The sequence below is a fragment of the Ruegeria sp. AD91A genome, from assembly GCF_003443535.1.
Taxonomy (GTDB): Bacteria; Pseudomonadota; Alphaproteobacteria; order Rhodobacterales; family Rhodobacteraceae; genus Ruegeria.
In genome coordinates this window covers 858,457-882,016 of the sequence record NZ_CP031946.1, presented here as the reverse complement: position 1 = coordinate 882,016, position 23,560 = coordinate 858,457, and the positions used below count along the sequence as shown (strand labels likewise).

The 23,560-nt window shown below is 58.7% G+C and carries 19 protein-coding genes; 10 read left to right on the top strand and 9 right to left on the bottom strand.

Annotated elements, in window-relative coordinates; genetic code table 11:
• Window positions 1–28: 28 nt before the first annotated feature.
• The 5 genes from D1823_RS04455 to D1823_RS21845 all read left to right on the top strand — a co-directional run bounded on the left by D1823_RS04455 (window position 29) and on the right by D1823_RS21845 (window position 5,352).
• Entirely contained in the window at window positions 29–1,546 is a 1,518-nt protein-coding gene (locus D1823_RS04455; protein ID WP_117868794.1) for a class I adenylate-forming enzyme family protein, read from the top strand.
• Complete coding sequence (locus tag D1823_RS04450) at window positions 1,543–2,202, top strand: DsbA family oxidoreductase (RefSeq protein WP_117868793.1); 660 nt, start codon at window positions 1,543–1,545, stop codon at window positions 2,200–2,202. Before D1823_RS04455 ends, D1823_RS04450 begins: the two co-directional genes overlap by 4 nt.
• Window positions 2,203–2,278: 76 nt before the next feature.
• Window positions 2,279–3,487, top strand: a complete 1,209-nt coding sequence (locus D1823_RS04445) for a multidrug effflux MFS transporter (protein ID WP_117868792.1) — start codon at window positions 2,279–2,281, stop codon at window positions 3,485–3,487.
• 58 nt (window positions 3,488–3,545) lie between these two features.
• Window positions 3,546–5,204, top strand: a complete 1,659-nt coding sequence (locus tag D1823_RS04440; protein WP_117868791.1) for a tetratricopeptide repeat protein — start codon at window positions 3,546–3,548, stop codon at window positions 5,202–5,204.
• Window positions 5,197–5,352 (top strand): hypothetical protein, encoded by a 156-nt coding sequence (locus D1823_RS21845; protein WP_162896763.1) that lies wholly within the window; start codon window positions 5,197–5,199, stop codon window positions 5,350–5,352. Before D1823_RS04440 ends, D1823_RS21845 begins: the two co-directional genes overlap by 8 nt.
• On the opposite strand, the gene mfd is transcribed toward D1823_RS21845, so the two are convergent.
• Together mfd and D1823_RS04430 are read right to left on the bottom strand one after the other, a co-directional pair.
• On the bottom strand, window positions 5,349–8,807 hold the full coding sequence (gene mfd / locus D1823_RS04435; protein ID WP_117868790.1) for a transcription-repair coupling factor: 3,459 nt from the start codon (window positions 8,805–8,807) through the stop codon (window positions 5,349–5,351). The two genes, D1823_RS21845 and mfd, sit on opposite strands and share 4 nt — an antisense overlap.
• A gap of 21 nt (window positions 8,808–8,828) precedes the next feature.
• Window positions 8,829–9,353 carry a component of SufBCD complex gene (locus tag D1823_RS04430; RefSeq protein ID WP_117872736.1) on the bottom strand — a complete coding sequence of 175 codons (525 nt, stop codon included), beginning with the start codon at window positions 9,351–9,353 and terminating at the stop codon, window positions 8,829–8,831.
• A gap of 120 nt (window positions 9,354–9,473) precedes the next feature.
• On the opposite strand from D1823_RS04430, the gene hemB reads away from it, so the two are divergent.
• The 4 genes from hemB (at window position 9,474) to D1823_RS04410 (ending at window position 14,322) form a co-directional block, all read left to right on the top strand.
• Complete coding sequence (hemB, locus tag D1823_RS04425) at window positions 9,474–10,472, top strand: porphobilinogen synthase (RefSeq protein ID WP_117868789.1); 999 nt, start codon at window positions 9,474–9,476, stop codon at window positions 10,470–10,472.
• A gap of 141 nt (window positions 10,473–10,613) precedes the next feature.
• Window positions 10,614–11,186 (top strand): YSC84-related protein, encoded by a 573-nt coding sequence (locus D1823_RS04420; RefSeq protein WP_117868788.1) that lies wholly within the window; start codon window positions 10,614–10,616, stop codon window positions 11,184–11,186.
• 168 nt (window positions 11,187–11,354) lie between these two features.
• On the top strand, window positions 11,355–13,817 hold the full coding sequence (locus tag D1823_RS04415) for a penicillin acylase family protein (protein ID WP_117868787.1): 2,463 nt from the start codon (window positions 11,355–11,357) through the stop codon (window positions 13,815–13,817).
• A gap of 109 nt (window positions 13,818–13,926) precedes the next feature.
• Window positions 13,927–14,322: a nuclear transport factor 2 family protein gene (locus tag D1823_RS04410; RefSeq protein ID WP_117868786.1), complete on the top strand. Its 396-nt coding sequence runs from the start codon at window positions 13,927–13,929 to the stop codon at window positions 14,320–14,322.
• 1 nt (window position 14,323) lies between these two features.
• Here the strand turns inward: D1823_RS04410 and D1823_RS04405 are convergent, their stop codons facing one another.
• The 5 genes from D1823_RS04405 to trkA all read right to left on the bottom strand — a co-directional run bounded on the left by D1823_RS04405 (window position 14,324) and on the right by trkA (window position 19,207).
• Window positions 14,324–14,629 carry a putative quinol monooxygenase gene (locus tag D1823_RS04405; RefSeq protein ID WP_117872735.1) on the bottom strand — a complete coding sequence of 102 codons (306 nt, stop codon included), beginning with the start codon at window positions 14,627–14,629 and terminating at the stop codon, window positions 14,324–14,326.
• A gap of 14 nt (window positions 14,630–14,643) precedes the next feature.
• A complete protein-coding gene (gene hflX / locus D1823_RS04400; protein WP_117868785.1) occupies window positions 14,644–15,921 on the bottom strand; it encodes a GTPase HflX in 1,278 nt (425 codons plus the stop codon).
• Window positions 15,921–16,160 carry an RNA chaperone Hfq gene (gene hfq / locus D1823_RS04395; RefSeq protein ID WP_005982826.1) on the bottom strand — a complete coding sequence of 80 codons (240 nt, stop codon included), beginning with the start codon at window positions 16,158–16,160 and terminating at the stop codon, window positions 15,921–15,923. The genes hflX and hfq overlap by 1 nt, the downstream gene beginning before the upstream one ends.
• A gap of 132 nt (window positions 16,161–16,292) precedes the next feature.
• Window positions 16,293–17,831 (bottom strand): TrkH family potassium uptake protein, encoded by a 1,539-nt coding sequence (locus D1823_RS04390; protein WP_117868784.1) that lies wholly within the window; start codon window positions 17,829–17,831, stop codon window positions 16,293–16,295.
• On the bottom strand, window positions 17,831–19,207 hold the full coding sequence (gene trkA / locus D1823_RS04385) for a Trk system potassium transporter TrkA (RefSeq protein WP_117872734.1): 1,377 nt from the start codon (window positions 19,205–19,207) through the stop codon (window positions 17,831–17,833). Before trkA ends, D1823_RS04390 begins: the two co-directional genes overlap by 1 nt.
• Before the next feature lie 96 nt (window positions 19,208–19,303).
• Here trkA and D1823_RS04380 point away from each other — a divergent pair, with 96 nt between their 5' ends.
• The gene (locus D1823_RS04380) at window positions 19,304–19,783 is read left to right on the top strand and encodes a hypothetical protein (protein ID WP_117868783.1); all 480 of its coding nucleotides are present in this window, start codon (window positions 19,304–19,306) and stop codon (window positions 19,781–19,783) included.
• Window positions 19,784–19,860: 77 nt separating this feature from the next.
• Here the strand turns inward: D1823_RS04380 and D1823_RS04375 are convergent, their stop codons facing one another.
• Window positions 19,861–21,270 (bottom strand): sigma-54 dependent transcriptional regulator, encoded by a 1,410-nt coding sequence (locus D1823_RS04375; RefSeq protein WP_117868782.1) that lies wholly within the window; start codon window positions 21,268–21,270, stop codon window positions 19,861–19,863.
• The gene (locus D1823_RS04370; protein WP_117868781.1) at window positions 21,267–23,531 is read right to left on the bottom strand and encodes a PAS domain-containing sensor histidine kinase; all 2,265 of its coding nucleotides are present in this window, start codon (window positions 23,529–23,531) and stop codon (window positions 21,267–21,269) included. The genes D1823_RS04375 and D1823_RS04370 overlap by 4 nt, the downstream gene beginning before the upstream one ends.
• Window positions 23,532–23,560: the final 29 nt, after the last annotated feature.

Genomic DNA, 23,560 nt, shown 5'->3' with positions numbered 1-23,560 from the left:
GCGACAGGCGGCGCGATAGCCAGAGGCCATGTTGTCAATATTCGATCAGGGGGCGCCTGCGCCCTGCCCCACGCCTTTCAATCTGGCAGCTCATGTTCTGGGCTGCGCGGATCAAGCCCCGGATAAAGTGGCTTTGTCAGTCTTGCGTGAAAACGATACGCAGGATTGGAGCTTTCGCAATCTGAAAACAGCCGTGCTGGGCACCGGCGCGGGGTTGCTGCGGGCAGGATTGAAACCCGGAGATATCGCCCTGATGCGGCTGGGCAATACGGTGGACTTCCCGATTGCCTATCTGGGTGCAATTGCCGTGGGTATCGTACCGGTGCCGACATCGTCGCAACTGACGGAACCCGAAACCGCCAAAATGATCGACGAGCTTTCTCCGGCGGCCATACTGCGCGATCCGGATGTTGCCTGTGCCTCGCATTCCAAGCAGATCAGGCTGGACGCGTTGAAAGCGATGCGAAACCTGCCCACGGCAGGTTTTGACATGGGCGATCCGGAACGTATGGCCTATGTCGTCTACACCTCTGGAACTTCGGGCAAGCCTCGTGCCGTGGCCCATGCCCACCGGGCAATCTGGGCGCGGCAGATGATGGTCGATGGCTGGTATGGTCTGCGCGAGACCGACCGGCTGTGTCACGCGGGGGCTTTCAACTGGACCTATACGCTGGGCACTGGCTTGATGGACCCATGGACCATCGGTGCGACGGCCCTGATCCCGGAACCCGGCACCGAAATCAATGCGTTGCCTGCCTTGCTACGCCAGCACGGTGCAACGATCTTTGCTGCGGCTCCGGGGGTCTTTCGCAAGATATTGCAAGGGCGCAATCGGATGGAGCTGCCAGACCTGCGCCACGGATTATGCGCGGGCGAGAAACTGTCGCGCGCCCTGCACGAACAGTGGCTGAATGCCACCGGCACCGAGCTGTTCGAAGCCTACGGCATGTCCGAATGCTCTACCTTCATTTCCTCCAGCCCGGACCATCTTGCGCGCGGCGACGCACTGGGACAACCGCAACCCGGGCGTCGAGTGGCGATCCTTGGTCCGGACGGTCCGGTGCCACAGGGGCAGGAAGGTACAATTGCCATTCACCGCTCTGACCCCGGGTTGATGCTGACCTATCTTAACGCACCCGAGGACGTTGAAACGCGGATGCAGGGTGAATGGTTTCTGACTGGCGATCAGGGGGCCATGGCAGTGGATGGCCAGATCAGCTATCTGGGCCGCGACGACGACATGATGAACGCGGGTGGCTATCGCGTGTCCCCGGTCGAGGTCGAAGCCGTTCTTGCCCGCTATCCGGGCATAACCCAAGTCGGCGCAGCGGCAGTCGAGGTCAAACCGGACACATTTGTGATAGCGGCCTTTTATACGGGCCCGGAAAAGCTGGACGATACGCCGTTGCGCACCTATGTCGAAGCCAACCTGGCGCGGTACAAACAGCCTCGCGCCTTCATCCATTTGCCTGCCCTGCCAACCGGCGGAAATGGCAAACTCCTGCGCCGGGCGCTGCCGGCCTATTTCGAGGCACCAACAAAATGACCCAGACCGTCAAGCTCGATATCCTGTCCGATCCGATCTGCCCGTGGTGCTATATTGGCAAAACCCATCTGGACAAGGCTCTGGCCAATGTGCCCGACCACCCCTTTGTCATTGAATGGCATCCGTTCCAGTTGAATCCTGACATGCCGGATGCGGGTATGGATCGGCGCGAGTATCTTGAGCGCAAGTTCGGCGGCAAGGACGGCGCGTTGCGCGCCTATGCGCCGGTGGTGGAACATGCCGAAAAGGCCGGTCTGAACATCAACTTCGAGGCCATGAAACGTACCCCCAACACGCTGGACGCCCATCGCCTGATCCACTGGGCAGGGATCGAGGGCAAGCAGAACGAGGTGGTGGATGCGCTGTTCGACGCCTATTTCGTGCAGGGCCGCGACATCGGCGACCACGAGGTGTTGGCCGACATCGCAGACAGCACCGGAATGGACGCAGCCGTGGTCATGAAGCTGCTGAAATCCGACGCCGACCGCGAGGATATCCGCAACCGCGATGCTCATTCTCGCGAAATGGGCGTCAGTTCGGTTCCGACCTTCATTGTCGCGAACCAACATGCGGTGCCGGGCGCGCAACCTCCTGAAATGTGGGAGAAAGTAATCGCTGAGATCATGTCTCAACTTGAGGCTTCCCCTGCAGAATAGCACAGAGGTCTGTGCAAATTTCCAGTCTGGCCTATGCCGACCCGCCGTGATAGCGCGAACGGGTTAGGAGTGCTTCATGGCTAATCGCATGTCGAAGGCGGAATTCATTGCGCTGATTGCAATGATGTTCGCCACCATCGCCTTTTCGATCGATTCTATGCTGCCTGCGCTGCCCGAGATCGGCGCGCAGCTCAGCCCCGATGACGTTAACCGTGCCCAACTTATCCTGACGTCTTTTGTCCTTGGAATGGGGATCGGCACTTTCTTTACCGGCCCTCTCTCTGACGCGATCGGACGAAAACCGGTCATTTACGGCGGCGCGGCTTTGTACATAGCAGCTTCTGCCGTCGCATGGGCCAGTTCTTCACTGGAGCTGGTATTGATTGCGCGCGTGGTTCAGGGGCTGGGCGCCGCAGGTCCGCGCGTGGTTGCCATGGCAATCATTCGCGACCTGTATTCGGGCCGCGAAATGGCGCGGATCATCTCGATCGCGATGATGATTTTCACGCTGGTACCCGCAGCCGCACCGATGTTGGGCGCAGGGGTAATCGCCCTTTTTGGCTGGCGCGGGATATTTGTGTCGTTCATTCTGTTTGCCCTGGTCATCATTTCCTGGATGGGTGTTCGCCTGCCGGAATCTCTGGCCCGTGAAAACCGCCGTCCCTTCCGCATACCGCTGATGTTCTCGGCCACGAAGGATATGTTTTCCCATCCGACCGTGCGCCTTTCGATCATGGTTCAGACCCTGTGCATGGGGGTGCTGTTCACAATGCTGACAATGGTTCAGCCAGTCTATGACGTAATCCATGACCGTGCCGACAGCTTTCCATTCTGGTTTGGGTTCGTGGCTTTGATGTCTGGGTCGGCCAGCTTGTTGAATGCAGCACTTGTGGTGCGTGTGGGCATGCGCCGGATGGTGACATGGGCGCTGGGGGGGCAAATCCTGATCACCGCTTTTGTTATGACGCTTAACACCATGCACCTTTCGCCGGACGCCTCATTTGCACTGTTTGTATTCTGGCAAACCATGGTGTTTTTCATGGCCGGGGTAACACTGGGCAACCTGAACGCCATCGCGATGGAGCCGATGGGGCATATTGCCGGAATGGCAGCCTCGGTCATCGGATCCATTTCGACGGTTCTGGCTGCGGCTATTGCCGCGCCGATCGGGTTGCTTTTCGATGGGTCCATCGCGCCTTTGACATTTGGCGTCCTGAGCATGTGCATTCTGGCCTTCGGGCTTATGCTGCATATGGGCCGCGTCGAAGAGCGCCTGCCAGCCTGATCTGTGCGACTCGTCAGAAACACGCTACTCTCGACCTGAACCGAGCGGAGGGCTTCTGATGCGTGAATACTATGATCTGGGCAGCTATTCCTGTCCGGGAACGACCTCCGTTCCCGAGGCTCAGCTGTGGTTCGACCGCGGACTGAACTGGACCTATGGATACAATCACGAAGAAGCCGTAGTTTGTTTCCAGCGCGCAGCTGAACATGACCCCCAATGCGCCATGGCATATTGGGGCGTCGCCTACGCGGCGGGACCGAATTACAACCTGCCATGGGACTTGCAGGACGAGCAGGGACGCAGCAAGGCGCTGGCGCTGGCTTATGATGCCACGCAAAACGCACTTCAATTGGCTGACGGCTGCACGCCTGTTGAGCAGGCACTGATCCGGGCCCTTCCAGCGCGATACCCGCAGCGGGATCCGGCCGAGGACATGCACCTTTGGGATCACGATTTTGCCGAAGCGATGCGCGCGGCGTTCGCTGCGCACTCCGATCACCTTGACCTGCGCACACTCTTTGTCGAAGCGCTTTTGAACCTGACGCCCTGGAAAATGTGGGATCTGAAAACCGGCCAGCCTGCTGAAGGCGCCGCAACGCTTGAGGCTCAGGAAGTATTGGAAACAGCCATGGCCAGCGATCCGGCCGCCATGTCGCATCCCGGTCTGCTGCATCTTTATGTTCACCTGATGGAAATGTCGCCCACCCCGGAAAAAGCCCTGAAAGCCGGTGATGTCCTGCGCACATTGGTACCTGATGCAGGCCACCTCGTTCACATGCCGACACATATCGACGTCCTCTGCGGCCACTACCACAACGTGGTGCATTGGAACGAAAAAGCCTCGGATGCCGATCTGAAGTATTACGAACGCGAGGGGGCATTCAATATCTACACCGGCTACCGCCAACACAACTATCACTTCGCCATCTACGGCGCGCTGTTTCTGGGACAAATCGAACCTGCCCTGCGCGCCAATCAGGGTTTGTGGGAAACGACGCCCGAAGAAATGCTTCGTATCGAAAGCCCCCCCATGGCGGATTACTTCGAAAGCTACATGTCCATGGGGCCGCACATCCTGATCCGCTTTGGTCGCTGGGAAGAGGCCAAGGCGCTGGAGCTGCCCTCCGATCCGGATCTCTACCGTACCCTGACGGCCACGACCCACTACGCCCGCGCCATCGCACGTGCCGCTACTGGTGATGTTGCCCATGCTGAAGCGGAAGAGAACCTGTTTCTCGCAGCCAAGGAATGCGTTCCGGAAACGCGCAGGTTGCACAACAACCGCGTGATAGACCTGCTGGAAATTGCCCGGGAAATGCTGCGTGGTGAGATCGAGTACCGAAAGGGGAATTTTGAGATCGCTTTTGCCCATTTGCGCCGCTCGGTCGAGTTGGATGACACCCTGCCATATGACGAGCCCTGGGGCTGGATGCAGCCCACCCGCCACGCGCTTGGCGCGTTGCTGTTCGAACAAGGTCATACGGCAGAAGCAGAGGCTGTCTATCGCGAAGATCTTGGCCTTGGTGGCTCGCTCAGCCGCGCTTCGATCCATCCCGACAACGTGTGGAGCCTGAAGGGGCTGTACGATTGTCTCAAAGCCCGGGGGGAAGATGTTGAAATCCTACAGGTCAAACAACGCCTGGATCTGGCTCTGGCCCGGGCAGATCGGGCGGTTGCAGCGTCCTGTTTCTGCGCGCAGGCCGCAATGCATGAATGAGGTGTGTTGGATCGCGCTGCCACGCGATGCCTCCGGCGGGGATACTTTCAGCCAGATGAAGCTGGGATCCCTTGTTCATCTGGCCGCAATGATCTCGGCCGAGACGTACAGCATGCGGCAGGGGCAAAGCCCAAATCCCACAGCTTAACCTGCCTTGGTCTTTTTCTTTTCCGCGACCACTTTTTCAGCAAGGTCGCGGGCAATCGCAAAGGCCCCTTTGATCTTGTCGCTGTCTTTCTTCCAATCCCGGCGCACGACGATCTTGTTATCCTTGACCTTGGCCATGCCGCGCTGGTTTTGAATGAACTCGACCAAACCTTCTGGTGATGCGAACTTGTCATTGTGGAACTGGATCGTCGCCCCTTTCGGGCCGCCGTCCAGCTTGGCAATGCCCGCCCGTTTGCACATGGCTTTGATGCGCACGACCAGCATCAGAGTGTTAACCTCTTTCGGCAACTTGCCAAAACGGTCGATCAACTCCGCAGCAAAACCCTCCAGTTCAACCTTGGTCGAGAGCGATGACAGGCGGCGGTAAAGGCCCAGACGAACATCGAGATCGGGTACGTAATCCTCGGGAATCAGAACCGGCACGCCCAGATTGATCTGCGGGGCCCACTGGTCATCAGCATCTGACAGCCCCTCCATTTCACCCGCTTTGATCTTGGCAATCGCCTCTTCCAGCATGGATTGATAAAGTTCATAGCCGACGTCACGCATCTGGCCGGACTGCTCTTCACCCAGCAGGTTCCCCGCGCCGCGAATGTCGAGATCCTGAGAAGCCAGCGTAAACCCGGCGCCCAACGTGTCCAGCGATCCCAGGACACGCAGGCGTTTCTCGGCCGTGGCGGTCAGCTTCTGGCGTGGTTTGGTGGTCAGATAGGCATAGGCACGAGTTTTCGAGCGCCCAACGCGACCCCTGATCTGATAGAGCTGCGCAAGGCCGAACATATCCGCGCGGTGCACAACCATCGTGTTCGCCGTCGGAATATCCAGCCCGCTTTCGACAATCGTTGTAGCCAGCAGCACATCGTATTTACCGTCATAGAACGCGTTCATGCGATCATCGAGCTCACCGGCTGCCATTTGCCCATGTGCAACCACATAGGTCAGTTCCGGCAGCTGCTCTTTCAAAAACTCCTCGATCTCGGGCAGGTCCGAGATACGGGGAACGACGTAGAAGCTTTGGCCGCCACGATAGTGTTCGCGCAGAAGCGCCTCTCGGATCGTGACCGCGTCGAATTCGCTGACATAGGTTCTGATTGCCAAACGGTCGATTGGCGGGGTACCAATGATCGACAGGTCGCGCACCCCGGTCAGCGACAATTGCAGCGTTCGTGGAATCGGGGTCGCGGTCAGTGTCAGTACATGGATGTCACTGCGCAGTTGTTTCAGCCGTTCCTTATGGCTGACACCGAAATGCTGTTCCTCGTCGATGATCAGCAGACCCAGATTGTTAAACCTTATGTTCTTGGCCAGCAGCGCATGGGTCCCGATCACGATATCCACCGTACCGCGCGCCAAACCGTCGCGGGTTTTCTGGGCCTCTTTCGACGAGACAAAGCGCGACAATTGCCGAACCTCCAGAGGAAACCCACGGAACCGTTCCCTGAAGCTTGCTGCGTGCTGGCGGGCCAGCAGTGTTGTTGGTGCCACGACCGCCACCTGCACGCCGGACATGGCGGCGACAAAGGCGGCGCGCATTGCCACCTCGGTCTTGCCAAAGCCGACGTCACCGCAGATCAGCCGGTCCATCGGCGCGCCGGAGTGCATGTCCTCCATCACATCCGAGATCGCGCTCAACTGGTCGTCGGTTTCCTGATATGGGAAACGGGCGCTGAACTCTTCCCATGCATGCGGAGGTGGGTCCATTACCGGAGCTTTTCGCAAGGCACGTTCAGCCGCGATGCGGATCAGCTTGTCGGCCATCTCGCGGATGCGTTCTTTCAGCTTGGCTTTCTTGGCCTGCCATGCGCCGCCGCCAAGTCGATCCAAAAGACCTTGGTCATGGCCGTATTTCGACAGCAGTTCGATATTTTCGACCGGCAGGTACAGCTTTGCCTGCTCGGCATATTCCAGCAGCAGACACTCATGGGCGGCACCGGCGGCTGTGACGACCTCCATCCCCATGTAACGACCGATCCCGTGGTCAACATGCACCACCAGATCACCGGGGCTGAGGGATTGGGTCTCGGTCAGGAAATTTTCGGCCTTGCGGCGCTTCTTGGGTTGGCGGATCAGCCTGTCGCCCAGAACATCCTGTTCGGCGATCACCGTCAGGTCGGGGGCCTCAAAACCGTGCTCCAGCGCCCAGACGGCAAGGTGCAAGCCGCGCTTTCCGATACGCGTGCCATTTGTTATCGGAATCGCCTCGGCCAGACCTTCATCCTCGATCAGGCCAGTCAGACGTTCGCGCGCACCTTCCGAATAGGACGCAATCAGCACCGGACCTTTGTCGAGCCTGGCTGCAATGTGGCTGGCCAAAGCACCGAACAGGCTGATGCTTTCCTGCTGACGTTCGGGCGCAAAGTTGCGCCCGATCCGCCCGCCCGCATCGATGACACCCGGGCCCGACGCCTGCGGCAAGGGGCTGAACTGCATGACACGCCGATCTCCGACGGCCGCCTCCCACGCGGCATCATCGAGATACAGCAGGCCCGGAGGTGTGGGTTTGTAGACCGTATCCATACGGGATCGGTTTTCCAGCGCCAGTCGCCGGGTTTCATATTGATCGGCAATCGTGTCCCATCGGGCCAGTCTGGCCGGTGTAACCTGATCATCGACAGTGATCGTGGCATCCGGCAAATAATCAAACAGCGTTTCAAGCTTGTCGTGGAAGAATGGCAGCCAATGTTCGATGCCCTGATGTTTGCGACCGGCGCTTACAGCCTCGTAAAGCGGATCATCGGTGCCGGCGGCGCCGAATTCAATGCGATAGTTCTGGCGGAACCGTGTGATGGCCGCGTCATCCAGAATGACCTCGGACACCGGAGCAAGTTCGACCACGTCCAGCTTTTCGGTCGTGCGCTGAGACACGGGATCAAAACGGCGCGCGCCGTCCAGTACATCTCCGAACAAGTCCAGACGGACAGGGCCCGATTCACCCGGCGGGAAGATGTCGATGATACCGCCGCGAATGGCATAATCGCCCGGCTCCATCACGGTGGGGCTTTGCGTGAACCCCATGCGCACCAGGAAGTTGCGCAGCGCGGTCTCGTCAATGCGCTGATCGACGCGGGCGGTAAAAGCCGCCTCGCGCAACACGTCTCGCGCCGGGACGCGTTGGGTAGCCGCATTCAATGTCGTCAACAACACGAATTTCTGCGGCATCTGGTGAACCAGCGCAGCCAGCGTGGCAACGCGGGCCGCCGAGATATCCGCATTGGGGGACACCCGGTCATAAGGCAGACAATCCCAGCCAGGAAACACGAAGACCGGCATGTCGGGGGCAAAGAAAGCCAGCGCAGCGCGCATCGCCTCCATCCGCTTGTCATCTCGCGCGACATGGGCCACCGGCCCGTTGCTGCGGGCGATTTCGTTCAGCACAAGCTGCGCGTCAAACCCTTCAGGGGCGCCGCCAACTGTCACGTGGTTCGGAGCCTTCATCGCCTCGCCTTTCAGATTTTGCTATCCCAGAACGCCAATCGAGATGTTCTGATACATGCCCCAGAACGAAGTGACCAGTATCGAGATCATGCCTATGATCTGGGTATAAAGCCGACAGCGCGCAATGGTTTTCGAAACGGAGTCGAGCGTCAGTTCCTGCCGCCGCAATCGTCGTGCATGCACGATGTTCACCAGCAGAACAAGCGTCAATGGAAACAAAAGCAGAAACACGGCCTGTGCGAACTCGACCCCATAGTAGAACCCCAGCGTGGCCAAGCCGGTGAACAAAAAACACCCAAATGCCAGTAAGATGGTGCCGGACATGTCGACGATCAACAGTATTCGGTTGATGTGTATGCGAACGATGTCCAGAAGATCGATCTCGACCTGCCCGCCAATGCGTCGGGCACGAACCACCAGATCATAGGGAATACCCATCACCCAGTGGCTTGCCGATGACCAGACAACCGCCAGCACGATCCAGAACCAGAGATTCGAGAAGCTGCGCATGTCGATGACTTCAAAGATCGAAGAGTACCAGTCCAAACCCAACCCTTTATTCAAACCTCTCAGAGAGGTTCTGCCACGCTGCCGCGTCCATTGATACCCTTGAGACCTTTGTGAATTCATGCCACCCAATGCACGAATGTTCAAGGAGAACGCGCCATGAAACCGACCATTGCACCCTATCCCATGACCCGCTTTCGGCGTGCCCGTCAATCTCAGGCAATTCGCGGGCTTGTGCGCGAGAACACCTTGACCACGGATGACCTGATCTGGCCCGTTTTCGTACGCGACGGTGAAGGGATTGAAGAGCCCGTACCCTCGATGCCGGGCGTGGTCCGCCGTTCGGTGGATCTGATTGCAAAAGCGGCCATCGAAGCGCAGGCGCTTGGAATCCCCGCGATATGCATTTTTCCCTATACGGATTCTGCGCTGAAAACAGAAGACTGCGCCGAGGCCTGGAACCCTGACAACCTGTCGAACCGGGCCATCCGGGCGATCAAGGCGGCAGCCCCTGACATCGCGGTGATGACAGACGTGGCGCTGGACCCGTACAATATAAATGGTCATGACGGTTACGTCGTCGACGGCGAGATCGTGAATGATCAGACCATCGAAGCGCTGGTCAAGATGACCCTTGCCCAGGCCGACGCCGGAGCCGACATCATCGGGCCGTCGGACATGATGGACGGCCGGATCGGGGAGATGCGCCGCGCATTGGAAGGCGCCGGGCATCACAACGTGATGATCCTCAGCTATGCCGCGAAATACGCCAGCGCTTTTTTCGGCCCCTTCCGCGACGCCGTCGGCGCGTCAGGCGCGCTGACCGGTGACAAGAAAACCTACCAGATGGATCCTGCCAACTCGGACGAGGCGTTGCGCCTGATCGAGCGTGACCTGACCGAGGGCGCGGACATGGTGATGATCAAACCCGGAATGCCCTATCTGGATATCTGTCGTCGTGTGAAAGACAGTTTCGGCGCACCCACCTATGCCTACCAGGTCTCGGGCGAATACGCGATGATCCAGGCTGCCGCCCAGAATGGCTGGATCGACGGAGAAAAGGCAATGCTTGAAAGCCTGCTGGCCTTCAAGCGCGCAGGATGCGATGGCATCCTGACCTATTTCTCACCTCAGGTTGCCCGCATCCTGCAAGGCTAAAACCCCGAAGAGTCGCAACTTTTCGCCGACAAATCCCCTTCAGCGGGCAGCTTTCCCGTGACACATCGCCCTAATCGGCGTATCCTTGCCAGCAAGATCGGGATCACCCGACATATCAGGCACAGTTACAGAGAAAAAACCATGAGCAGTTCCAACTCCCCCCGACTGAACCGTCGCGGCTTTGCCTTGGGCATGGCAGGCCTGACCCTGACCGCTGCCTGCGGCAACGGCGTCGGCAATTCTAACTCGGCCACGATCGACGCCCGCGTCGATGCCACGCTGACCGAGATGTACAGCCGATACCCCAACACCGTGGAAATCGCGAACAAAGCCAACGGCTTGCTTGTCATGCCATTGATCACCGAGGCGGGGTTTGTATTCGGCGGCGGCTATGGCCGCGGCGCGTTGCGTATCAACGGCGCTACAGTCGATTACTACTCGGCCGTCAAAGGCACCGCCGGATTGCAGATCGGCGCTCAGCAATATGCGCATGTGCTGTTCTTCATGACAGAAGATGCGCTGAATGATTTCCGTCGTTCAAGCGGTTGGACCGCCGGGGCCGACATCGGATATGTGGTCAGCGATCAGGGCGACTCGTTGTCGACCGACACCACGACTCTGCGCAGCCCTGTTCTGGCCGCGATCTTCGGGCAAGCTGGCCTTCAGATCGGCGCAACCGTCGAAGGAACGAAATACACCCGCATCATTCCATAACCCGGATTACCACTTCCCCCACACACGGCCCCGTCGCAGCGCAACACTGCGGCGGGGCATTTAATTTCAACCCTCTCCGCGCAGGTTCTTGCCGCGTTCCTCTTTCGGTCAGACCGACCATCCTCTAGTCTCAGACCAACGTTCACTTAATAAGAATCTGGGGCAGTAATGGGTCTTGTTTTCCGCTGGCTGGTGCGCATCGCGTCGGGTCTGATCATCCTGATCCTCGCCGCTATGGGCCTTGTCTATTTTCTGGCCAGCCAATCCCTGCCGGACTATGACCAAACGCTTGAGGTTGACGGTTTGACCACCCCGGTCGAAATCGTACGCGACACCGCCAACGTGCCACATATTCTGGGCCAGACCGATCCCGATGTGTTTTTTGGATTGGGATATGCCCATGCACAGGACCGACTGTGGCAGATGACGGTCATGCGCCGTACCGCGCAAGGCCGTCTGTCTGAGGTTTTTGGCCCGCGCACGCTTCACATCGACAAGCTGCTGCGCAGATTGGACCTTTATGGGCTGGCTCACCGCTCGGTCGAGGTGCAGGACGATTATACCAAGGCCGCCTTGCGTGCCTATTCCGCCGGGGTCAATGCCCGTCTGACCGAGATCAACGAAGAGGCGTTGGGTCGCGGCGCACCTGAGATGTTCCTGTTCAACGCTCCGGTCTCACCCTGGCAACCGGGTGACAGTATCGCGATGATCAAGCTGATGGCGCTGCAACTGTCAGGTCACCTGACCGATGAAGTTCTGCGTGCGCGCACGTCGCTGATGCTGAACAACCCCGATCGTCTGGCGGATATCCTGCCCGACGTTCCCGGGCCCGGCATCGCGGCGTTGCCGGAATATGCCACGCTGTTCCCAAATCTTCGGCGTTATGCGGCGGGAACGGATATTCCCGAAACACCTCTTTCACCCCTTCCCAAACGTGGTCTGGCCGGAGCGTCAAACGCCTGGACCGCCGCGCCGTCACGTTCTGCAAGTGGCGGGACTCTGTTGGCCAACGACCCTCATTTGGGTTTCACTGCTCCCGGGATTTGGTACCTGGCGCATCTCGATCTGAAAAAAGGCGGTGCCATCGGGGCCTCGATCCCGGGTGTGCCCGCCATCATGACAGGACGCAGCGACCGGTTGGGATGGGGACTTACATCCTCGTATCTTGACGATCAGGACGTTCATATCGAGCAGCTCAATCCTGACAACCCCGAGGAATACCTGACCCCGACCGGCTTCAAGGAATTCCAGACCCGCCCTTCGATCATAGAGATCAAGGGTGAGGCTCCGGTTACGCTGACCCTGCGTTGGACGGACAATGGGCCGGTGCTGCCGGGCACGGACTACAAGCTGGAAACCATCACGCCGCCGGGCCACGTGGCATCTCTGTCCTGGACGGCGCTCAGCCCGCAAGACACGTCGATGTCGGCGTCCATGGCTCTGATGAACGCCGACAACGTGGAACAGGCCATCGCGGTCGGTGAACAGTTCATCGCGCCTTCTCAGAATCTGTCGCTGGTCGACAAGACGACGATTGGGATGAAGCTGATCGGCGCCATGCCACGGCGTGATCTGCAAAACCAAAGCCGTGGGCGTATCCCATCGCCCGGCTGGATCGAAGCCAATCGCTGGCAAGGCCGCCTGCCCTATGCCGACAACCCGGAATTCGTGGCCCCCGTCGGCGGTGTTCTTGGCAACACGAACAACAAGATCATCGACCGCCCGTTTCCGGAGCACGTCTCGTATGAATGGGGTGATACGCAGCGCGTGCATCGCTGGGAACGCCTGATGCAATCGCGCGAGGTGCATACCCGCGACAGTTTTATCGAAGCGCAATTGGACACGGTCAGCTTTACTGCGCGGTCCCTGCTGCCGCTGATCGGTGCCGATCTGTGGTTTACCGGGGCTTCGGCCCCTGAAGGAACTCTGGAGCGTCAGCGCCAGATCGCGCTGTCGCTGCTGGCGGACTGGAACGGTGAGATGAACGAACACCTGCCCGAGCCGTTGATCTATGCGGCCTGGCTGCGTGCGCTGCAAATCCGGCTGATCTCGGACGAGCTTGGGCCACTGGCCAGCGAATACAAACATGTCGAACCGCTGTTCATCGAGCGGGTCTATCGCGAAATTGACGGCGCTGGTGTCTGGTGCGACGTGATTCAAAGCGCACCGGTTGAGACTTGCACGGAAATGGCACGGCTCGCGCTGGACGACGCGCTGATCTGGATCTCCGAACGATATGGCAGCGCGCTTGAATCTCTGCGTTGGGGCGACGCGCATCAGGCAACTCATGATCATCCCGTGCTGGGATCCGCCCCCATATTGCGGTTTTTTGTTAACATTCACCAATCGACCAGTGGCGGCGACAACACGCTGCTGCGAGGCCGCACGTCGGGCGAAGGGCCGGATCCGTTCCAGAATGTGCACGGCGCCGGGTATCGCGGGGTTTATGACTTCGCCGACCCCAACAGCTCGGTCTTCATTACGGCGACCGGGCAATCGGGTCATTTCCTGTCACGCTACTATGACGATCAGGCGCAGTTGTGGCGGCGTGGCGAATACATCCCCATGTCACTGGATCTTGATCTGGCCCGCGCCGCGGCTGTCGGAACAACCAATCTGATCCCGCGATAATCCGCCTATTCGGCAAGTCCCCGCCCCGATTTTCCACGCCTCGTGGCGCCCAAGATCAAATTCGCCTAACATTATCGGACTGATTATGTGGGACCAAAGGGGGACGAGTATGGCCAGTATTCGGGATGTCCTAAATAATCTTGCGCGCGACTACGCAATTGCATGGAGCTCTGGCGACGCTGACGCAGTTGCCGGTTTCTTTGCACGTGACGGGCAGATCACCTTCAACGATAGCGAACCAGCCAAAGGACACGAAGCAATCGCCAACCTGGTGCGCGAATCTTACGCCAGTTTTCCGGATCTGGAAGTGCGCTGTGACATGATGCGATGGGCCGGAACTCGTGCCATTTTCGTCTGGACGCGCGAAGGGCACCACGCCGAGACCGGCAATCACGTTGTCACGCGTGGATGGGAGGAATGGGAACTGACGCCGGACTACCTTGTACAATCATCAACAGGCTGGTTCGACGCGGATGACTATCAACGACAGATAGACGGGGCCTGACCTACCCCCCGTTGGATGCGCTTTCTATCCTGTAGTGTCGCGGTATCCCCTGAGTGACCCGAGCCCAGTCAGATGCCTGCGCCCTCGCCTGATGCGCATCGAACGCTTGCTGATCTGCAAACACTTCTGACACGTCGAACCGACCCGGCCTGCTCTGATCCTCGATCACGTCGAAAGAAATGCAGCCCTCTTCCGCGCGGGTCAGTTTTACATGGTCCGGCAACGCCGCGCGCACCCCTTCCAGCCGGTCCGCAGGCACATCGATATGGCCGTTCAGGAACACTCTGTGGTCCGGCTTGTCAGACATATCCAGTTCCACCGCTAATTCTTCAGCGCCTCGAACTGAGCCGCTTGTTTCTCGGTCCACAAAACGGTGATACGAAACCCGTCTTCGGTTTGTTCTTCGTTGCGTACAACATCCTGACGGAACAGCCAGGCCCGCTTGTTACCGTCAGCGAAAGACAGGTCCAGAACTGCCTCACGCCGTGCACCTTGCAGACGCATCGCGATCTCGGACAGCAAAGGTGCGATCCCTTCGCCGGTTACAGCAGAAATGGCAAAAACCTCAGGATCTCGTTCCGCGCGCGCCAGCGTCGCCTCGCGCTCATCGGCGCTCAGCAAGTCTATCTTGTTCCAGACCTCAAGCCGGGGCCGCTCGTCGTCGACACCCAGCGAGGTCAGGATCGCCTCGACATCCTGCGCCTGCGCCTCCGTTTCCTCATGGCTGATATCACGCACATGGACGATCAGATCGGCCCCCAAGACCTCTTCCAGCGTCGCCCGGAAGGCCGCCACAAGCTCGGTCGGAAGGTTCGAGATAAAGCCCACCGTGTCTGACAGGATCACTTCGGGACCATCGGGCAATTGCACGCGGCGCATGGTTGGATCCAGTGTGGCAAACAGCATGTCCTTGGCCATCACCTCGGCCCCGGTCAGGTGATTGAACAGCGTGGATTTGCCTGCGTTTGTGTAGCCCACGAGTGCGACGATTGGATACGGCACCTTGGCCCGGGCGGCCCGGTGCAATGTCCGGGTCTTGACCACCTTCTGCAACTGACGCCGCAAACGCACCAGTTGCTCGTCAATGGCACGACGGTCGGCTTCGATTTGGGTTTCACCGGGTCCGCCGACAAATCCCAAACCACCGCGCTGACGTTCAAGGTGGGTCCAGGCCCGTACCAGCCGCGTCCGCTGATAGCTGAGCGCCGCCATTTCGACCTGCAACACCCCTTCCCGCGTGCGGGCTCGGTCGCTGAAAATCTCAAGGATCAACCCGGTCCGGTCGAGGATCTTGACCTTCCATGCCTTTTCCAGATTGCGCTGCTGCACCGGTGTCACCGGCCCGTCGATCAGAACCAGCTCAACTTCGTTGTCGTGAAAACGCTCACCAAGTTCTTCAATCTTGCCGCTGCCGAACAAATATCCGGCCTGCGCGCGTTGAAGTCGCACGATTTCGGATCCGATCACATCCAGATCGGGCAATGCAGCGGCCAGTGCGACCGCCTCTTCCAGCGCCGGTTCAGGGACACGGCGCTGTTCATCTGATTTGATTTCGGGATGCAGCACCCAGGCCCGGGTGCGCATCCGGTCATGTTCCATCAAGAGGCGTCTTCGCCCTCATACAGATTGATCGGCTGCGACGGCATGATGGTCGAAATCGCGTGTTTGTATACCAACTGCGACTGTCCGTCGCGGCGTAACAATACGCAAAAATTGTCGAACCAGGTAATAACACCCTGCAATTTCACGCCGTTGATCAGGAAAATCGTGACCGGAACCTTAGCTTTCCGTACATTGTTCAGGAAGGCATCCTGAAGATTCTGTCTGTCCGAAGCCATATTTTTATAATCTCGCCATTGTTCTTGCTACGCGCTGCGGACCAACGCGCTCCCTCCGCCAGAGTATGGAGTGCTACGCACAGATATTCCAGATGAAAAATCAGGCGTTAGCGACCGCAAGTTGCACCCGGCTCAATCCCGCCAAAGCGACGGGGTGATCAGGGCAATAATCGCCAGCGTTTCCAGGCGACCTACGACCATCGCCGCGCACAACGTCAGTTTGGCACCAGCGGAGAGGTCGATCAGGCGAATTGGAACGTCCGTGGCCAGGTCGATCAATGGTCCCGTCGTGCTGAGCGTGGCAACGCTGAGCACCATGGCCTGTTCGAACCCGGACCCCATCGCCGCCAGCAGAAGGTTGAACACGGCAAGGGTCAGCGCAAAGAGCATCAGGAAGATCCAGGCGATGAACGCCCCGTCGCTTTGAATGCGACGGTTTCCGCCCCCTGCACTGCTGATGGACGAAGGATAGATCAGGCGATCAATCTCACGCGCGCCATTCAGATACAGGGCGAAGACCCGTAACAGTTTGACCCCCCCGGCCGTTGTCGCGACCCCGCCGCCAATCAATGCCAGCCCCATCAATAGCAAACCAGGCGTTCCCAAACCTGACAGTTGCTGAGCGTCGTTCCAGTTCGCGCTTTCAAATCCGGCTGTTGTCAGGAAGGCGAGAGTGGTGAACAGCATACCCCAGATGACTTGCAACGCCTGCAATGGTTCCAGTTGACCACCGATTTCTGTCACACCCGCAACAACGCGGAAGAACAACAGGATCGCGACAGCAAGTACAATCATCAGGCCAATACGAAATTCTGGGTCCGCATCCAGACGGGAATAACCCGTTGTGGCGGTATCCTTTGAAAAAGTCAGGCGCGAGAGCGCGAAGAACAGGAACAGGAACAGAATGGCCTCGCCCGTAAAACCGGCCTGCGCCCCCTCCATCCCACCCACCGGTGAGATGCCGGACGTGGCCATAACTGCCATTGCATGACACACAGCCGTCAGACCGACTTCGCCAGCAATCAGCAGAAGAACCCAGATCACGGCAGTCAGCCCGACATAAACCGGTGTCAGGGTCTTCGCGACACGGATCAGACGACCACGCGGATCCACTCGTTCGCTTTGCGCCACACCCGACACCGGGCGCCCCGGTTGCCCACTGGCAGTGACCTCGAACCCGCCAAGCGACAGTGGCGCAAGGATCGCGGCGGCAGCGATCCACATCAGCAAGCCTCCCATCCAACCGACCATGGCGCGCCACAAATGCAGCGGGGCCGACAGTCGGGCCGGGTCAGGAAACAGGTCCGCCCCGGTGGTTGTCAGGGCACTGACCATATCGAAATAGGCGTTCAGGAAGATGGTCGTTCCAAGTGCATCGTGAAACGGGATCGCAAGAAAAATGGGCAGGAGGGTAAAACAGGCCAGCATCACCGCCAACTGCCCCAACGTCCCGCGCCGGGGTATGCGGTTGGAGGACGCCATCGCGATCGTAGCGACCAGAAACAAGCCCAGAATCCCGGAATACAGAAAGGACCGTGACGTGTCGTGATCGTCCAGTGCCAGCGCGTAAATCGCCGGAATCCACATGGCCAGTGACGCTATGCCCCAGATCAGCAGAAATAACGGCAACCGCCGCAACAAACCAACCCGTTGTGTCCTCGCATGCGCCATCAGAAGAAATCGATTGAAACCTGCATCAGGCGTTCAACCTCTGGCACGTCTTTGGCCATGGCAAAGATTGCAACCACATCTTTTTCATCGATCCGCAGGCTGCCGGTCGGTCGCAGAACTTCGTCTCCCTTGCGCACCGCGCCCACAAGCACACCCTCGGGGAAGTCGATATCGCGCAGCCGTTGCCCGGCCATAGGCGAGGTCGACAGAACCTCGGCCTCGATCACCTCAGCCTCGGCGTCCCCGATTGAATAGACCTGACGCACCCGCCCATGGCGGATGTGTCGCAGGATCGAGCTGACGGTTGTCGCCCGCGGATTGATATAGGCATCGATCCCCAGAGGCCCCATCAGGGCCACCATGCTGGGGTCGTTGATCAACGCAATCGCCAGAGCACACCCTTCGGCCTTGGCACGCACCGCGGCCAGCATGTTCGTACGATCGTCATCCGTAACCGCCAGCATCGCATCGGCCCGCTCGATCCCTGCTTCGCTCAGCAACCCCGCATCCAGCCCGTCGCCATGCAGCACAATCGTCCGTTCCAGAGCTTCGGCGGCGAGTTCAGCGCAATGGCGGTCGCGTTCGATGATCTTGGCCCGCACACGGCTTTCGCGTTCTTCCAGGGTTCTGGCCACTTCCAGCCCGACATTTCCGCCGCCCACGATCACCACACGATCCTGCCGCTTCTGCGCCTTGCCAAACACCTCCATGGTGCGATCCACGTCCTTGACGTTGGTAAAGACATAACACTCGTCGCCCACAAACAGCTGATCTTCCGACTCGGGGGCAAACAGCGTGCCTTCGCGCCTCACCCCAACCACAATGGAACTGAGGGTCGAGAACAGATCCGTAAGCTGCCGCAACGGTGTGTTTATGATCGGGCAATCCTCTTCCACCCGCACTCCCAGCAGCTGCGCCTTGCCATCCATGAAAATCTCGGTGTCAAAGGCGGATGGGGCAGACAGGCGGCGCATGGCGGCGGCGGCAACTTCGCGTTCGGGACTGATCACCACATCAATCGGCAGATGATCACGACGGTACAGATCCGAGTGAATCGCCTCTAGATAGGATTTCGACCGCAGGCGCGCAATCTTGCGCTGGATCGAAAAGACCGAGTGCGCCATCTGGCAGGTGACCATGTTCACCTCGTCCGAATGGGTGGCGGCAATGATCATGTCGGCGTCACGCGCCCCTGCCCGTTCCAGCACGTCCGGGTAACTTGCAAACCCGGCGATCCCCTGCACATCCAGCGTTTCCGTCGCCCGCCTTACGAGGTCGGGATTGTTGTCCACGACGGTAACATCGTTCAGCTCGCCCGAAAGATGCCGCGCGATCTGCCAGCCGACCTGACCCGCACCGCAAATAATGACCTTCATGCTTCTGGCCCTTCTGCCTGAAGGGATTGAATGACAGATGCCCCCAAAGCGGTCAATTGAATTGTCATCGCAGCCCAGCTGCGGCAAGATAAGCATATGAAAACGCTGTTTCCTGTGCTGTTACCTCTGATGGTATTGTCTTCTTGCGGACCGCTTTCGCTTTACTATCGCGAGGGTGAAACCGTATCGCGCCTGCAAAAAGAGACCACCCAATGCCAGCTCAAGGCGGTCAAAGAGGTCCCGGTCGCCAATCAGATCCGCCAAAGCCCGCCAACCTACTGGCCCGGGCGCACGTATTGCGACGGCAGAGGTCGTTGCTATCAATCGCCCGGCTGGTGGCAGCCTGGCAGGGTCTATACCGTGGATGTAAACCAGGGCTTGCGCAACACGGTCGAAGCGCAATGCATGGCCCAGAAAGGGTTTCGACCAGTTAGCCTGCCGCCGTGCAAGCAGAACGTGAAATCACGCGTGCCCGCAACCCGCACCACCACTTTGCCGCCGCTCAACAGCGCCTCGTGCTTTGTGAAATTCGATGACGGCTCATTTCAGATCATAACGCCCGGTCAGGCCGGCTGATGCCTGATATTTTTCGTGTGCGCGGCCTGCACTTTCAAATTGGGTCAAGCCCAACCTGAGACCGTGCGACCGGCAGACTATTCTGCCGGTTCAGGTTCATCAATTTGCGCAACACGCGCCCCGGATTTGTTCGAAGTCACCACACCCAGCGACTTCAACTTCCGATGCAATGCGCTGCGCTCCATGCCAACAAAGCTGGCCGTGCGACTGATATTGCCGCCAAACCGGTTGATCTGGGTCAGCAGATACTCTCGCTCGAACGCCTCGCGGGCTTCGCGCAGCGGCAATGTGGCCAGTGCGCCAGACAACACAACACGACCGGTCTCTTCAGCCTTTTCTTCTTCATTGGGTAGCTCGCGCGCCTCAATCGGGCCGGATCCATCGCCCAGGATCAGAACACGCTCGATCAGGTTCTTGAGCTGGCGCACGTTGCCGGGCCAGGTCATTGTCTGTAGAAGGGCAACGGCCTCTTCCGACAATTCCCGGATCGGCAAACCCTGGGTTTCGTTGCACATCTCAATGAAGTGCTGCGCCAAAACCGGAATATCTTCGCGCCGATCTTCCAGTGACGGAACTGCTATCGGGACAACATTCAGACGGTGGTACAGCTCTTCCCGGAACCGCTCGGCGGCGATTTCCTCATCAAGATCCTTGTTTGTCGACGAGATCACGCGAAGGTCCACGCGCACCTTGTCACTTCCACCGACGCGCTGGAATTGCTGATCTACCAGCACTCGCAGGATTTTGGATTGAGTGCCAAGGGGCATGTCGGCAACTTCGTCAAAATAGACCACACCACCATGTGCCTCTTCCAACAGTCCGGATTCCACGCCACGTTCTGCCGATTCCCGACCAAACAGAACCTCTTCGACACGCTCGGGCTCGATCCCGGCACAGTTTACGGTGATAAAAGGTCCGTTGGCGCGGTTGGAGTGGGCATGGATGTACCGCGCTGCAATCTCCTTGCCGGACCCCGCAGGACCGCTGAGCATCACGCGGCCATTTGACTTGGTCACCTTGTCCAACTGCCCCTGCATGGCGCGGAACGCAGCGGATTTGCCGATCATGTCTGAATTGTTGACTTCTTTCCGCTTCAGAGACGCATTCTCGCGACGCAGGCGAGAGGTCTCCATCGCACGGCGGATCACCACCATCAATTGGTCAATGTTAAAAGGCTTTTCGATAAAATCATACGCGCCCTGCTTGATTGCAGCGACGGCAATTTCGATGTTGCCATGGCCCGAAATGATCACCACCGGTACATCCGGGTTGTCACGTTTCACTGCTTTCAGGATGTCGATGCCATCCATGCGGCTGTCTTTCAGCCAGATATCCAGGATCAACAGCCCCGGCGGTTCAGAGTTGATTGACGCCATGCACTCGTCCGAGTTGGCCGCCAGCCGGGTGGAATAGCCTTCGTCCTCCAGAATGTCGGACACCAGCTCGCGAATATCGCGTTCGTCATCTACGATCAGAATGTCACTCATCTTTGGCCTGCTTTCAGTTTGTTGGTTCTAATTGCCTGCTTCTGTGGCGCTGCCGTTGGGGACATAGTAGCCCCCGGCAATCGGATCACGGCCATCGCGCCAAAATGGTCCTGTCCGTCAAATACGGGCGCGTCCTCGAGGGTCAGCGCGCCGCCATGCTCTTCAATGATCTTCTTGACGATGGGCAGGCCCAGCCCGGTCCCTTCGTCACGTGTCGTTACATAGGGTTCAAACAGCCGTGCCCGATCCTCGGGCAGACCGATCCCGTTATCTGCAATGGTGATGACCGTACCCGCATCATCACTGGTAACCGCCACTTTGATCTGTGGCTGAAGGTTGTCGGGAGCCCCTTTTTTCTTAAGAGTTACAATGGCTTCCCCGGCATTCTTGATAAGGTTGGTAAGCGCCTGGTTCAGCATGGTTGCATCCACATCAGCCATGATAGGCTGTTGCGGCAGATCGGCATCGATCAGCACATCCGGTTGCCCAGCCTGTTGCAACAGGACCGCCTCACGCACCAGATCAACAAGGTTCTCTTCCCTGCGTTCAGGTTCAGGCATCCGTGCAAACTTCGAGAATTCATCCACGATGCGACGCAGATCGTTGGTCTGCCGCACAATCACGTTGGTCATCGAATCCAGACTGCTGCTATCTTCCTCGTCCAGCTTGCGCGAGAACTTGCGCTTGATCCGTTCCGCGCTCAGCTGAATCGGGGTCAGAGGGTTCTTGATCTCATGCGCGATGCGGCGGGCCACATCGCCCCAAGCCGCCATCCGTTGGGCGCTGACCAGATCGGTTACGTCATCAAAGGCAACCACATATCCTTCCAGGCCCCCGTCTTCTCCGCGCCGGATGGCCATACGGACCAAAAGGTTCTCAAGCCGCCCCTTGCGGGTCACCTTGATTTCTCCCTGAACGGCCTCTTGCCCGCTGTCTTTCAGACTTTCAAACAAGGGCAAGAACTCTGGCACTGCAATGCCAATGGCCAGATGCTGCTCGCCCCGGGTCCAATCCAGCAACCGCTCGGCAGAACGGTTCACGAATGTGATGCATCCTTCCGGATCTACGCCAACGACACCGGACGTGACCGAGCTGAGCACCGAGTCAAACAGACGGCGTCGGCTTTCAATCTGCCGCGTGTTCTCCAACAGCGTATCCCGCTGCCCTTTCAGCTGCCGGGTCATCTGGTTGAAATACCGGCCCAGCATCGCGATTTCGTCATCGCTGGCTTCTTCAATAACCTGAACGCTCAGATCACCGGCCCCAACCCGCTGTGCCGCAGTGGTCAACCGTCCCACGGGACGCGACAGCCGTTCGGCAAACCACATGCCCAAGGACATTGCCGCAAGGATTAGGATCAAGGCAAAGCCCAGATACAAAAGGCCGAACTCGAACAACACCCTGCCCCGTTCACTTTCAAGCTGCTGGTAGAACTGTGCCGTTTCCTTGGTATCGTCCAGCAGGGTCAACAACTGTCCGTCCACCTCGCGGCTGACATAGAGGTAGCGGTCCAGAAAGGCTTTGAGAGGGACCAGCGCACGGAACTCATTGTTGGGCCAGTCGGCAATGATCAGCAGGCCCTTGTCGGCGGCTTCAGCAATCTGCTCGGCGGTTGGGGCTTCGTAGTTGAACAGGTAGGACCGATCGCCACGCGATTTGATTTCGCCACCGCCGTCGATGACATAGGCTTCGCGCAGCCCCCGTTGAATCTGAGCCTGCCCCTGCGCCAGAACTTCGCGCAGTTCTGCGTCCGAGATATAGAAATCCAGCGATCGCGCATTATCCAGATATCGCGCCAGAACAGACGCGTCTTGTGTCAATCCACGACGGTGTTCCTGTTCATAGGCTTCTGCTGCGGTCAGCGAAGATCCCACAACCTGGCGCACCCGGTCGGAAAACCAGCCCTCAAGGCCGATGTTGACGGTCAATCCGGCAAATATCGCTACGGTTACCGTTGGAACCAGCGCTAGCAGTGTAAACGCCCCGATCAGGCGCAAATGCAGGCGCGAGCCCGCCGATTTCGCCCGACGTGCGGCAATCAAGCTACCAACCTGTCCAAGCACAAGTGCTGCAACAACCAGAACGTATACAAGGTCGGCCAACAGAATCAGTCGCAAGGTTGGAGCTGTCGCGCCAAGATCAAAGGGACCGATAACAAGGTAAGTGGCCAGCGCCAGAACGGGGCCCATGAGGACCAGCCCCAAAGTGCCAAAATTGCGCAGTTTCCGTGATTTACTCCATCGACTGATCGATGGGATCATCCCGCTCTGTGCTCGGGTTGCCACTGTCT

Coding starts and splice junctions, on each gene's coding strand:
- D1823_RS04380 (WP_117868783.1), top strand. CDS start 19,304: ATGAAAACGCTGTTTCCTGTGCTGTTACCTCTGATGGTATTGTCTTCT.
- D1823_RS04405 (WP_117872735.1), bottom strand. CDS start 14,629: ATGTCTGACAAGCCGGACCACAGAGTGTTCCTGAACGGCCATATCGAT.
- D1823_RS04450 (WP_117868793.1), top strand. CDS start 1,543: ATGACCCAGACCGTCAAGCTCGATATCCTGTCCGATCCGATCTGCCCG.
- mfd (WP_117868790.1), bottom strand. CDS start 8,807: ATGAAGGCTCCGAACCACGTGACAGTTGGCGGCGCCCCTGAAGGGTTT.
- D1823_RS04375 (WP_117868782.1), bottom strand. CDS start 21,270: ATGAGTGACATTCTGATCGTAGATGACGAACGCGATATTCGCGAGCTG.
- D1823_RS21845 (WP_162896763.1), top strand. CDS start 5,197: ATGAATGAGGTGTGTTGGATCGCGCTGCCACGCGATGCCTCCGGCGGG.
- D1823_RS04455 (WP_117868794.1), top strand. CDS start 29: ATGTTGTCAATATTCGATCAGGGGGCGCCTGCGCCCTGCCCCACGCCT.
- D1823_RS04415 (WP_117868787.1), top strand. CDS start 11,355: ATGGGTCTTGTTTTCCGCTGGCTGGTGCGCATCGCGTCGGGTCTGATC.
- D1823_RS04420 (WP_117868788.1), top strand. CDS start 10,614: ATGAGCAGTTCCAACTCCCCCCGACTGAACCGTCGCGGCTTTGCCTTG.
- D1823_RS04445 (WP_117868792.1), top strand. CDS start 2,279: ATGGCTAATCGCATGTCGAAGGCGGAATTCATTGCGCTGATTGCAATG.
- hflX (WP_117868785.1), bottom strand. CDS start 15,921: ATGGAACATGACCGGATGCGCACCCGGGCCTGGGTGCTGCATCCCGAA.
- hfq (WP_005982826.1), bottom strand. CDS start 16,160: ATGGCTTCGGACAGACAGAATCTTCAGGATGCCTTCCTGAACAATGTA.
- D1823_RS04370 (WP_117868781.1), bottom strand. CDS start 23,531: ATGATCCCATCGATCAGTCGATGGAGTAAATCACGGAAACTGCGCAAT.
- hemB (WP_117868789.1), top strand. CDS start 9,474: ATGAAACCGACCATTGCACCCTATCCCATGACCCGCTTTCGGCGTGCC.
- D1823_RS04410 (WP_117868786.1), top strand. CDS start 13,927: ATGGCCAGTATTCGGGATGTCCTAAATAATCTTGCGCGCGACTACGCA.
- D1823_RS04440 (WP_117868791.1), top strand. CDS start 3,546: ATGCGTGAATACTATGATCTGGGCAGCTATTCCTGTCCGGGAACGACC.
- trkA (WP_117872734.1), bottom strand. CDS start 19,207: ATGAAGGTCATTATTTGCGGTGCGGGTCAGGTCGGCTGGCAGATCGCG.
- D1823_RS04390 (WP_117868784.1), bottom strand. CDS start 17,831: ATGGCGCATGCGAGGACACAACGGGTTGGTTTGTTGCGGCGGTTGCCG.